Raw genomic sequence first — 12,598 nt, forward strand, 5'->3', positions numbered from 1 at the left:
TAATTTTATTTAGGATTTCTGAAAACCATATTTGCTCAGGATAGCCTGGCTTTGCGGCAGGAACAAAAAGGAGATAAAACGCTTGGCTTCTTCCCCATTGTTGCTCGCTTTGATTTTCGCAACAGGATAAGTGATAGGCATGTCCAGAGGCACTTCCATGGCGACCTTGACCTTGTCTTTCATGATGGCTGCATCTGTGGCATACACAAAGCCACTTTCGACTTCGCCACGGGCCACATAGTCCAGAGACTGACGCACATTCTGGGTGTAGATAGCCTTGGTTTCCAGCGCAGGCCAGAGCTTGGCTGCAGTCAACGCATGCTGGGTATAACGTCCGACCGGTACGCTGGCAGGGTTACCAATGGCAATGCGCTTGACGCCAGCCTGGCTCAAATCTTCCAGACGCTTGATGGGCAAGGTGCTGTCTATGGGCGCAATCAACACCAGGGTATTTTTGACGAAATCGCGGCGGTCTGCGGCGACGACCAGGCCCTGCTTCTGTGCTTCATCCATGCTTTCCTGGTCAGCTGAGGCAAACACATCGACCGGCGCACCTTTGGCAATTTGCTGCAAGAGTGCGCCAGATGCGCCAAAGTTCAGCGATACCTTGGCCCCAGGATATTGCGCCTGGTAATTTTGTGCGATTTCCTTGAAGGCATTGGTCAGGCTGGCAGCGGCAGAGACTGTGACTTCTGCGGCAAGGCTGATAGCAGAAATTGTGCAGAAAGCAATACTGGCAATTAACTTGCCCAAGGTCTTGATTTGCATGAGTTATCCAGAAGAATAAGTGTCGAACAAGAAGCGTAATATACACTTATATATAGCGACTGAGAAATAAGCAGATTTGAATACTTGATATGTGTCACGAAAATACCCGCTTCCGGTATTTCTGCGCAAAAAAAATGTGATTTTTACAGGAATGAGTAATTAAAAACGCGTGGGTCTGCATCTACCTGAGCCTAAGCTATCATTAGTTCCAATCCATGATCAATTGCATAGCTTATTCCATCCTTCAGTTCATTTATGCGCTGAAAAAAATCTTCAGGCACACCTACTCTGGGGTCGCCATCAGTCCAGTATTTTTCTAATTGCTCTACTTCATTTCTAAAAAGAACTAAATTATCAGAAGAGAGTATCAATCCTTGTTCAAAATCTGCGTTTTCTGTCAATGTAGAAATAATTGGTAAATTTAATTTGCGCCCGACAGATTCCCAGTAAATATCAATAGTCACTGCTGTCCCTAAGAAAAAATCAAGTATTGGCTCATCAGAAGGAGAATCACCAAAAATAAATATGTTGTATGCCATTTTTTGATAGTCCTTATCGTGAAAACTTGAAGCAGGTCTTATACCGCAACATACTTAAGCAGTTCATTGCCTCTGATGTTTACACATAGTGAACCGAAAAAAACAGCGCATTCTGCCAAGGAATACTCGCCTGAGTGATACGGCTGGAAAATTCCTATGTTATCGTCAGCACATTTTTCCGTATGGCGGGAAAAGATTTTGAAATCTCAGAAAATTAGGGCTTAATCAGCCATTCCTTAAGCCGTTATCTTACATATGCGCCCTATCTTTGCAACAGAAGACGACAATGAATATACCATCGCGTGGGATCGATTGATTGAGAGCGGAATTCCTGTTTTCGAACCTTCAAAGTTCTCCAACGTCCCTGGCTTCAAGATTGGCCCTCACCATCGAGTGCTGGCCATTTGGTTGGATCATCAGTACGAGGACGCAATGCAACTTTTGCGTGACCCAAGCCACATAGTTGCGAATCCTGTTGATGTAGATGAATTCGCCCAGATCCAGGATCAGGTCGATGACAGCATTGAGGAGCAGACAGATCAAGCAACTGAGAAAACACTGAATTGGGTTTTCGCCTTCATTGCAGCCGCTTTAATCGGGGCTGTGGCTTATATTGCATTTAGACAGTAAATATGAGGTCACCTATAGTCACGTAAATCAAGCAAATGAACAAGATACTCGCGGCGCAAATGGTACAGGCGTAAAAAAACGCAAGGATTTGCATCCCTGCGTTTTTCCCATTACCTAAGTTGAAAGATCAACGACCGCGTGTATCTTCCTCAGCCAGCATGGCTTTCTTGAGGCTGCGGTCTACCGGGGATTCGCCCAGCCAGATACGCAGCAAGGCATTGTAGAAACCGAGGTCCGGATAAGGATCGCCCATTTTCTTGCCGTTCAGTGCTACAACGGTGCCGACACCGGGTATCCAGTCATTGGTCATGACATCGCCTTTTTTGAGTTCAGGCACGGAGGCAAACAATTCACCGAAACGGATGAATTGCGAAGTCATTTTGGACTTTTCTGCCTTGTCGGTGTTTTGTTGAATACCGGTCATGAAGCCACGCCCGAATTCTTCATTACTGAGGTCGCGCAGCATGACGATAGTCACACGGCGTGGTCCTTGTGATGCCAGTACTTCTGGTACTGTGGTCTTTTTCTCTTTCAGATACAGTCCCGCTGCATAGACTTTGAAAATGGCCTTGTAACGTATGCCAGCACCGTTCAACTTCAGATCAGTGCCACCTACCTGTACGCTTTCATCAAACTTGACCCCGGCAACTTCGGTGGCTCTGGCCTGCACACTCATGCACATGACCAGCGCCAGACCTGCCAGGCGCATTACTGTTTTGTTCAATCGCATTTGTCTCCCCTTTTATTTTAATACCACTTGAAAACTGCCCACCTCGCTTTGGGTTACGAAGGCGGTGCCACTAGCTTACCTGAATTTCAACTTTTGGGCTGTCGGCTTTTTGCAGCGCGTGGCGGGTACTGATGAAGCGGTCAAATTCGTCTATGGGAATAGGTTTGCAGAACAGGTAGCCCTGATAAGCCTGACAACCAGCCTGCAGTAAAAATTCGCGCTGCTGTTCGGTTTCCACACCCTCTGCAATGACGTTCAAATCGAGGCTGGCACCGAGACTGATGATGGTGCGCACGATGTTGGCATTATTTACATCATCAGGCAGATTATGCACAAAACTGCGGTCTATCTTGAGTTGCGTCAAAGGCAAACGTTGCAGATAAGAAAGGGATGAATATCCAGTACCAAAATCATCCATGGAAAAACCGACACCGAGTTTCTTGATGGCATGCATTTTTTCTATGACGATGGCGACATCTTCGAGAACGACACTCTCTGTCAGTTCCAGTTTCAGCAAGACCGGGTTGGTACCAGTTTCATGCAAGATGCGTTTGACGTCATCGACAAAACCGGGATGGCGGAACTGGCGGGCACTGACATTGACGGCCAGTTGCATGCCGGATTTAACCGGGTCGTCGGCCCAGATGGTGATTTGCTTGCAGGCTGTTTCCAGTACCCATAACCCTATCGGCAGAATGAGGCCGGTTTCTTCTGCCAGCGGGATAAAGTCCAGCGGCGATACCAGGCCACGTGCTGGATGGTGCCAGCGCAACAATACCTCTGCCCCTATCGGGTCGCCGAGCGCACTGACCTGCAATTGATAATGCAGGACAAACTGCCTGTGCATGAGGGCATGGCGTAAATCGGTTTCCATTGCGGTGCGGAATTCCAGCGCGGCCTGCATGCTGGGGTCAAAGAAGCGCACACTGTTTTTACCGAGTGCCTTGGCCTGGTACATGGCCATGTCGGCGCGACGCAATAATTCATCGATGCCAACAGCTTCGGCACCAAACATGGTGATACCTATACTGCCTGAACTTTCATAATCAATATGCCCAAGATTGACGGTCTGGCTCAGGGTAATGCGGATTTTTTCTGCGACGTTTTCAGCCAGGCCGGCAGCATATTGCAGGTCTTCATGCAAGCCTTCGAGCAAGACCACGAATTCATCACCACCGGTGCGCGAAACCGTATCATCGGCACGTATGCAGGCATGGATGCGCTTTCCTATCTGGGTCAGCAGCAAGTCACCCATATTGTGACCTTGCGTATCATTCAGGGTTTTGAAGTTGTCCAGATCTATCATTAAAATCGCGCCGTAACGCTGATGCCTGCGGCTTAACGACAAGGCGCGCGCCAGCCTGTCGAGCAAGAGGCGGCGGTTAGGCAAACCCGTGAGTGGGTCAAAGAAAGCCAGTTGATGGATTTTTTCTTCGGAGACCTTGTGCTCGGTGATGTCATTGAAAGAACCAACGTAATTACTGACCTTGCCGTCTTCATCGAGTACTGCAGAAATGACCAGGCGCTCGGAGTAGATTTCACCATTCTTGCGGCGGTTCCACAATTCGCCTTGCCAGTGGTGATTACGGCATATCTCTTCCCACATCTGGCTGTAAAAAGACTCGTCGTGGCGACCGGATTGCAACAACCTGGTGCCCTGGCCTACGGCCTCGCTGGCTTCATAACCGGTAATGCGGGTAAATGCCTTATTGACACGCAGGATGACCAGGTTGGCATCGGTGATCAGGATGCCTTCTTCTGTTTCAAAGGCCATGGCGGCGATTTCGAGTTCCTTGTCGGCCAGCTTTTTATCTGTGATGTCACGCAACAGGGCAACGTATTGTTGCAAAACATTTTTCTGGTCATACACGGGGGTCAACAACAGCTCCAGCCATGACAACTGGCCATTGTCGGCCTTGCGGCTGTATTCCAGCGTCAGCGGTTTTTTTTCCTGATTGTCTTGCGCCAGCATGGTGGCAACAGCAGGTGTGAATAAGTCGCCGAGTTTTTTTTCATATAAGGCGTGCTCAGCATAGCCACTTAAATGACAGGCAGCTTCGTTGACGTAGTTGATATGACCATCACGTGCGGCGATCATGACGCCTTGCGAAGTTGCGCTCAGGGCTTCATTGCGCAGGCGTAGCAGGGCTTCACTTTCTCGCAATTCTTCGGCATTGAGTTCGCGCTGACGGCGTTTGATGGTTGATTGGTAACTGAGCATCCATGCCATCAGGCAGACGATGAGGCCAAAAACCTCAATGAATCTGGATAACCTGGTCGTGCCTTGCCAGCCGCCATGCGGCAAGGCAGCCAGTTCCCAGCTACCGCCCGGCAAGATGATGCTCTGTCTGACAGCATCGCCAGTAAACAAATTGGCTTCACCGAGAAATACTTCACCCTTGCTGCCCTTGGCATCGCGGCCACGTATGGCAAGATTGATTTCATTTTGCACCTGGGCGATACCAGCCTGCTCCATCAATTGGTCATAATTAACGACCATGGCGATAGAACCCAGGAACTCGTCGCGGTTTTCATGCTGATAAACAGGAATACGTACCACCAGCCCGACACCGCCCTGCACCAGGGTCAGTGGCCCGGCTATCTGTATGGTGTGTTCTTCTATCATGCGCTGATAGACTGGCCATTGCTTGGGCAACTGGCGATAATCAACACCGAGGATTTTTTCATTCCCTTTATAAGGGTAAACATAGCTGGCTACCGTGCCTTTGACGAGCACCAGATTGCGTATGCTGGAATTGGCACTGGCCACTTCAGCCGCCAGTACCTTGAATTCCTGATCAGATAAATCCGGCTTGGTGGCGAAGGTGACAGCCAGTACGCGGGCGGCAGAAATATTTGAAGTCATACCAGTACCGAGCTTGGTACGCAAGACCACCAGTTTTTCTATGATGTCGACTTTTTGCTTTTGTATTGCCAGTTCGCGTTCATTATTGTCCAGGGCCCACAAACCCAGGAACACAATCAGGGCTACCCCCAAGGCAAAAAGCCTGGGGTATCTGGATGACAAGCCGATATATGATTTATCCATCAAGGCGATAAGTGTCCTGAAAACAGGCTGAATGTGCCGCTTTCTTGATTTAAGCCATTGCTCTCTGCTGAATTTTTACTTATTTTTTTGCCTGCTTCTGATCAATCTTTTAACTCAGGAGCAACAATAAATTGCTTTTATCATAGTAGCAGAATGCCATATGGGTGACAGGCAGAATTACACCCTTGATGCGCAAGAAATGGTTAAGCTGTCTGGCAACAACAAAAAAGCCTGTCCAAACAAGTTTGAACAGGCTTTTTCAGTTTATTTTGCAGGTCTTTTTGCAAAATAATCAGGATGCGGCTTTATTCTGCAACTTCATTCAAAGAATTTCTTGACCTTGTCCATCCAGGTTTTGCTTTGCGGATTGTGCTTGGAGCCGCCTTCTACCGTCAGCTTTTCAAAGTCACGCAAGAGTTCTTTTTGCTTTTCTGTCAGTTTCACCGGTGTTTCGATGACAACGTGGCAGAACAGATCACCCGCATAGCCGGAACGCACACCCTTCACACCCTTGCTGCGCAGGCGGAAAGTCTTGCCTGACTGGGTGCCTTCAGGCACAGTGAACGATGCCTTGCCACTCAGGGTCGGCACTTCGATATCGCCACCCAGGGCCGCCTTGACAAAGGAAATCGGGATTTCGCAGTGAAGGTCGTCACCTTCACGCTGGAATACCGGATGCTGCTTGATATGGATTTCCACATACAAGTCACCTGGCGGGCCACCATTGACGCCCGGTTCACCATTGCCGGATGAGCGTATGCGCATGCCGTCATCGATACCTGCAGGAATTTTGACTTCCAGCGTCTTGTTACGCTTGATACGACCAACGCCGGAACAGCTAGGGCAAGGGTCAGGAATCATCTTGCCTGTGCCATGACATTTGGGGCAGGTCTGCTGTATGCTGAACAAGCCTTGCTGCATGCGCACCTGGCCATGTCCGGCGCAAGTGGTACAGGTAACAGGTGAAGTGCCTGGCTTGGCACCAGAACCATGACAAGTCTCGCAAGAATCCCAGCTAGGTACGCGGATGGTGGTATCAAAACCGTTGGCAGCCTGTTCCAGTGTGATCTCAAGGTTGTAGCGCAAATCAGCACCACGGTACACTTGCGGGCCCGCATTGCGACGGCCACCACCAAAGATGTCACCAAAAATATCGCCAAAGGCATCCGCAAAACCACCTGCGCCACCACCACCGCCGCCACCCATATTCGGATCGACACCGGCGTGACCATAGCGGTCATAGGCATCGCGCTTCTGGCTGTCGGACAACATCTCGTAAGCCTCTTTGGCTTCCTTGAATTTTTCTTCCGCGACCTTGCTGTCCGGATTGCGGTCCGGATGGTATTTCATCGCCAGCTTGCGGTAAGCCTTTTTGATTTCTTCTTCAGTGGCGTTTTTGCCCAACCCAAGAATCTCGTAAAAATCACGCTTCGCCATCTCTTGTTAACCTCAGTATTGTTCTTGAACTTATGCTGCGGACTTAAGCATTAGCCTAAGCGCAAACGCCGGGTCAGCACCGCAAAGCGAGCCACCCGGCGCGTCATGACGGGCAAGCCCGTCATATCAGTGGACTGGAACAGTCCACCGGCGACGTCTTACTTGCTGTCTTTGACTTCCTTGAAGTCAGCATCCACGACATCATCATCTTTTGGTTTGGCTTCTGCACCAGCAGCGCCTGCACCACCGGCCGCACCTGCTGCTGCCTGTTGTGCCTGCATGTCGGCATAGACTTTTTCACCCAGCTTTTGTGATGCGGTGGACAATGCGCCCAGCTTGGTGTCGATCTCTGCCTTGTCACCGGATTTCAAGACATCTTCCAGTTCCTTGATGGCAGCTTCGATTTTCTCTTTTTCGCCAGCTTCCAGTTTGTCGCCATGTTCAGCCAGCGCTTTTTTGGTGGAGTGCACCAGCGCGTCGCCCTGATTACGGGACTCGGCCAATTCCTTGACCTTTTTGTCTTCTTCCGCGTTCAGTTCAGCATCTTTGACCATTTTCTGGATTTCATCTTCGGTCAAACCAGAATTGGCCTTGATGGTGATCTTGTTTTCTTTGCCAGTAGCTTTGTCTTTGGCACCTACGTGCAAGATACCATTGGCGTCGATGTCAAAAGTCACTTCAATCTGTGGTGTACCACGTGCTGCTGGTGGGATACCTTCGAGATTGAATTCGCCCAGGCCTTTATTACCGGCAGCGATTTCGCGCTCACCCTGATAAACCTTGATCGTCACCGCAGGCTGGTTGTCGTCTGCAGTAGAGAACACCTGACTGAACTTGGTCGGGATAGTCGTATTTTTCTGGATCATCTTGGTCATGACGCCGCCCAGGGTTTCGATACCCAGGGACAAAGGTGTCACGTCCAGCAGCAACAGGTCTTTACGGTCACCAGACAGGACAGAACCCTGGATCGCTGCACCAACGGCAACGGCTTCATCAGGATTAACGTCTTTACGTGGTTCTTTACCAAAGAATTCCTTGACCACGTCCTGCACTTTAGGCATACGTGTCATACCACCAACGAGGATGATGTCATCGATGTCAGTTGTCTTAACGCCTGCATCCTTGATCGCCATGCGGCAAGGTTCGATCGTTTTCTGGATCAGTTCTTCTACCAGGGCTTCCAGTTTTGCACGTGTGATTTTCAGGTTCAAATGCACAGGTGCGCCGTTTGCCATGGCGATGTAAGGCTCGTTGATCTCAGTCTGTTGTGAGCTCGACAATTCGATTTTTGCACGTTCGGCAGATGCCTTGATACGTTGCAAAGCGATAGGGTCTTTGGACAAGTCCAGACCATTGATCTTTTTGAATTCATCGATGATGTAATCGATGATGCGTTGATCGAAATCTTCACCACCGAGGAAAGTATCGCCGTTCGTGGACAATACTTCGAATTGCATTTCGCCATCTACGTCAGCGATTTCAATGATGGAGACGTCGAAAGTACCGCCGCCCAAGTCATACACGGCAATCTTGCGGTCGCCTTTTTCTTTTTTGTCCAGACCAAAGGCCAGCGCAGCAGCAGTTGGCTCATTGATGATGCGTTTGACATCCAGACCGGCGATACGGCCTGCATCTTTGGTTGCCTGACGTTGTGCATCGTTAAAGTAGGCAGGAACAGTGATGACTGCTTCTGTCACTTCTTCACCGAGGTAATCCTCAGCGGTTTTTTTCATTTTGCGCAAAACTTCAGCAGAGATTTGCGGTGGAGCCAGTTTTTTGTCGCGCACGGACACCCATGCATCGCCATTGTCAGCTTTGGAAATGGAGTAAGGCATCAGACCTATGTCTTTTTGCACTTCTTTTTCTTCGAACTTGCGACCGATCAAGCGTTTTACCGCAAACAGCGTGTTCTTGGGATTTGTAACAGCCTGGCGTTTGGCGGACGCGCCAACCAGGATTTCACCGTCTTCTTGATACGCAATAATGGAAGGCGTAGTACGTGCACCTTCTGCATTTTCTATCACTTTTGGCTGACCGCCTTCCATGATAGCAACGCAAGAATTGGTAGTACCCAAATCAATACCAATCATTTTTCCCATGATAATTCCCTCAGAATGTAGATTTTTTTGTCAATGTTGGTGAGTCAGTGCGTTTTTTTAAGCTGCAACTAACTCGTCTGTTTCGGATATATGGTAAAAAACACGCTTTTCAAGCCACTTTTGCGTGTATTTTTACGCTTTTCTTACTTTCCTTGCGCTACTGTCACTAAAGCCGGGCGCAACAGGCGGTCGGCAATGGTATAGCCTTTTTGCAATACCGTCACGACGGTATTTGCCTCTTGCTCGGCTGGCACCATGGAGATGGCCTGGTGCTTCATAGGATCCAACTTATCGCCCTGGACCGGATTGACTTCGGTCAAACGATTCTTTTCAAATGCAGAACTGAGTTGCTTCAATGTCATTTCCACGCCTTCTTTCAGCGCTTCTATGGAAGGCGTGTCTATCTTCAGCGCCATTTCCAGGCTGTCCTTGACTGGCACCATGGCTTCAGCAAAGCCTTCAATCGCAAATTTGTGTGCCTTGCTGATATCTTCCTGGGCGCGGCGGCGGATATTTTCACCCTCGGCCTTGGCACGCATGAAGGAATCTTGCAATTCTTGCACTTTTGCTTCCAACTTGGCAATGACTTGCTCGGCAGTATCCTGTACAGGCGCTGCAGCCTGGGCAGCTTCTGGTGCGGATGTCTGCACCGTTTCACCTTGAACTACACCGTCCAGTTGAACTTCCGGCGCGGCGGCTTCTTTTATTTCTACCTTTTCCGCTTGCTGGTTTTCTTGCTCTTGCATACTTACTCTCCCGATCAAAAACGTACATTACCCCTGCATCTGGGGATATATTCTTACGATTTCAAGGCTTTATCAGCAAATTTTCCTGAACATCCCTGAATTTTCCTAAACTGAGCTTTCCTGACAGAATATTGGGGCTAGGCAGCCAAGCTGCAAGCAGCATTTGATGTACAAATGATGTACAAATAAACACATTTCGTAACAAAGTCAGAACAATTCATTACTGGCATCTGCTGCGCCGCCTTCTAAACTAATGAGTAAGAAATATCTCCCCTGGAGGTCTCATCATGAAACTCTCACTCATCTCCCTGCTCTTGCTGGCTTACACCGTTGCCACCGTCGCCTGGATCTGCCTGTCCCAGACAAACCCGCTGGCCTCCTAGACCATCAAGACATTGCAACATTTTCATATTGGCAAGTTTATAAGCCAGCCCGCTACTTTACTGTGCGCTGTTACACGCTGTCGCGGACTGTCTGTACATAAACAATTGCCAAAACATATTAAATAAACGTATAGATTAGTAGGCCCCGTCAACGAAAGCACGCTCTTCTCAAGTAAAATCGCCTGTTGCGAGCAATTCAGCAGATTTCAGCGATTATTAGAGGAGTGAGGCATGATTTTTGTCACAGGGGCGCAGGTTTCATCGGTGCCAATTTTGTTCTGGACTGGCTGGCCCAGTCAGATGAGTCCGTACTCAATTACGACAAACTGACCTATGCCGGTAATTTGAACAACCTGGCCAGCCTCAATAACGACGCACGTCACGTATTTGTCAAAGGTGACATCATCGACAGTGCGCATTTATGCGGCTTGTTTTTTGAATATCAGCCCAGGGCTATCGTCCACTTCGCAGCAGAAAGCCATGTAGATCGCTCCATCCATGGCCCGGCAGCTTTTGTGACGACCAATGTCAACGGCACCTTCAACCTGCTGGAAGCGGCACGCACTTACTGGCAAAGCCTGGAAGGCGAAGACAAGGCCAACTTCCGCTTCCTGCATATTTCTACTGATGAAGTGTATGGCACGCTGGCTACAGATGATGCGGCATTCAGCGAAACCACGGCTTACGCACCGAACAGCCCTTATTCAGCCACCAAGGCAGCGTCCGACCATCTGGTACGGGCATATCACCATACCTATGGTTTGCCAGTACTGACAACCAATTGCTCAAACAATTACGGCCCTTACCATTTCCCGGAAAAACTGATACCGCTGATCATAGCCAATGCCCGCGCCGGCAAAGATTTGCCGGTGTATGGCGATGGTTTGCAAGTGCGTGACTGGCTGTATGTGAAGGACCATTGCGCCGCAATCCGCCGCGTGCTCGAAGCTGGCAAACCCGGAGAAACCTATAACGTCGGTGGCTGGAATGAACAAACCAATTTGAGCGTGGTACACACCCTGTGTGAATTGCTCGACGAGCTGCAACCCAAGGCGCAAGGCAGCTATAAAGACCAGATCAGGCATGTGACTGACAGACCAGGCCATGACCGTCGCTATGCGATTGATGCCCGCAAGATAGAAAAAGAACTGGGCTGGAAGCCGCAAGAGACTTTCACTACCGGCCTCAGAAAAACCGTGGAATGGTATCTGGACAATGATGAATGGACCAGGCAGGTACAGTCTGGCGAATACCTGAAGTGGGTAGCGCTGCAATATGAAGAAGATGAAGACGGGGACGTAGTATGAGTGGCAACAACATGGCCAGTACTTCGGCACGCAAAGGCATTATCCTGGCCGGTGGTTCAGGCACGCGACTGTATCCGGTAACCCAGGCGATATCCAAGCAATTGCTGCCTGTATATGACAAGCCCATGATTTACTACCCGCTGACATCGTTGATGCTGGCGGGGATACGCGACATCCTGATTATTTCTACACCGCAGGACACGCCGCGCTTTGCCGAATTGCTGGGTAATGGCAATCAATGGGGCATACAACTGAGTTACGCCGTCCAGCCCTCGCCCGATGGCCTGGCGCAAGCCTTTATCATAGGCCGTGAATTTGTAGGCAATGCCAGCACGGCGCTGATACTTGGTGACAATATCTATTACGGCCATGATTTTGAGCCGCAAATGCGCCAGGCTGATGCACAGCAAAGCGGTGCCACCGTATTTGCCTATCATGTACAAGATCCTGAACGCTATGGCGTCGTTGAATTCAATGAAAAACGTCAGGCTATCAGCATAGAAGAAAAACCGAAGACACCGAAATCGAATTACGCCGTCACTGGCCTGTATTTCTATGACAACCAGGTCTGTGACATCGCCGCCAGCATCAAACCTTCGGCCCGGGGTGAACTGGAAATTACCGACGTCAATAATGAATATTTGAAGCAGGGTACGCTGAATGTGGAACTGATGGGCAGGGGCATGGCCTGGCTCGATACCGGCACCCATGAATCGCTGCTCGAAGCCGGGCAATTCATCGCCACCATAGAAAAACGCCAGGGCCTGAAAGTAGCCTGCCCTGAAGAAATTGCCTACCGCCGCCATTACATCAGTGACGCCGACCTCGAAAAACTCGCGCAGCCACTGAAGAAAAATGAATATGGCCAGTATTTGTTGAAGTTACTGGACAAGAAAGCGTATTGATAGAT

General features: G+C 49.5%; 11 protein-coding genes. 4 read left to right on the forward strand and 7 right to left on the reverse strand.

Going from position 1 to position 12,598, the window contains the following annotated elements; translation table 11 throughout:
* Positions 1-9: 9 nt before the first annotated feature.
* Both modA and UNDKW_RS23010 read right to left on the reverse strand, forming a co-directional pair.
* Positions 10-768 carry a molybdate ABC transporter substrate-binding protein gene (modA, locus tag UNDKW_RS23005; RefSeq protein WP_162060640.1) on the reverse strand — a complete coding sequence of 253 codons (759 nt, stop codon included), beginning with the start codon at positions 766-768 and terminating at the stop codon, positions 10-12.
* Between the two features lie 191 nt (positions 769-959).
* Positions 960-1,307, reverse strand: coding sequence for a hypothetical protein (locus UNDKW_RS23010; protein ID WP_162060641.1), 348 nt, complete (start codon positions 1,305-1,307; stop codon positions 960-962).
* A gap of 255 nt (positions 1,308-1,562) precedes the next feature.
* On the opposite strand from UNDKW_RS23010, the gene UNDKW_RS23015 reads away from it, so the two are divergent.
* Positions 1,563-1,937 carry a hypothetical protein gene (locus tag UNDKW_RS23015; RefSeq protein ID WP_162060642.1) on the forward strand — a complete coding sequence of 125 codons (375 nt, stop codon included), beginning with the start codon at positions 1,563-1,565 and terminating at the stop codon, positions 1,935-1,937.
* Positions 1,938-2,064: 127 nt separating this feature from the next.
* Here UNDKW_RS23015 and UNDKW_RS23020 read toward each other — a convergent pair whose 3' ends face one another.
* Positions 2,065-2,667 carry a chalcone isomerase family protein gene (locus UNDKW_RS23020; protein WP_162060643.1) on the reverse strand — a complete coding sequence of 201 codons (603 nt, stop codon included), beginning with the start codon at positions 2,665-2,667 and terminating at the stop codon, positions 2,065-2,067.
* Positions 2,668-2,737: 70 nt separating this feature from the next.
* The gene (locus tag UNDKW_RS23025; RefSeq protein ID WP_162060644.1) at positions 2,738-5,716 is read right to left on the reverse strand and encodes an EAL domain-containing protein; all 2,979 of its coding nucleotides are present in this window, start codon (positions 5,714-5,716) and stop codon (positions 2,738-2,740) included.
* 160 nt (positions 5,717-5,876) lie between these two features.
* On the opposite strand from UNDKW_RS23025, the gene UNDKW_RS30895 reads away from it, so the two are divergent.
* Positions 5,877-6,008, forward strand: a complete 132-nt coding sequence (locus UNDKW_RS30895; protein WP_255431521.1) for a hypothetical protein — start codon at positions 5,877-5,879, stop codon at positions 6,006-6,008.
* A gap of 26 nt (positions 6,009-6,034) precedes the next feature.
* Here the strand turns inward: UNDKW_RS30895 and dnaJ are convergent, their stop codons facing one another.
* From dnaJ to grpE, 3 genes are all read right to left on the reverse strand, one after another.
* Complete coding sequence (gene dnaJ / locus UNDKW_RS23030; RefSeq protein ID WP_162060645.1) at positions 6,035-7,153, reverse strand: molecular chaperone DnaJ; 1,119 nt, start codon at positions 7,151-7,153, stop codon at positions 6,035-6,037.
* A gap of 158 nt (positions 7,154-7,311) precedes the next feature.
* Positions 7,312-9,252, reverse strand: a complete 1,941-nt coding sequence (gene dnaK / locus UNDKW_RS23035; protein ID WP_162060646.1) for a molecular chaperone DnaK — start codon at positions 9,250-9,252, stop codon at positions 7,312-7,314.
* 143 nt (positions 9,253-9,395) lie between these two features.
* Entirely contained in the window at positions 9,396-9,998 is a 603-nt protein-coding gene (gene grpE, locus UNDKW_RS23040) for a nucleotide exchange factor GrpE (protein WP_162060647.1), read from the reverse strand.
* Positions 9,999-10,605: 607 nt separating this feature from the next.
* Between grpE and rfbB the strand changes: the two genes are divergently transcribed.
* Positions 10,606-11,688: a dTDP-glucose 4,6-dehydratase gene (gene rfbB, locus UNDKW_RS23045; RefSeq protein ID WP_162060648.1), complete on the forward strand. Its 1,083-nt coding sequence runs from the start codon at positions 10,606-10,608 to the stop codon at positions 11,686-11,688.
* The gene (gene rfbA, locus UNDKW_RS23050) at positions 11,685-12,593 is read left to right on the forward strand and encodes a glucose-1-phosphate thymidylyltransferase RfbA (protein ID WP_232063086.1); all 909 of its coding nucleotides are present in this window, start codon (positions 11,685-11,687) and stop codon (positions 12,591-12,593) included. The genes rfbB and rfbA overlap by 4 nt, the downstream gene beginning before the upstream one ends.
* Positions 12,594-12,598: the final 5 nt, after the last annotated feature.

Source organism: Undibacterium sp. KW1, from assembly GCF_009937955.1.
Lineage (GTDB): Bacteria > Pseudomonadota > Gammaproteobacteria > Burkholderiales > Burkholderiaceae_D > Undibacterium.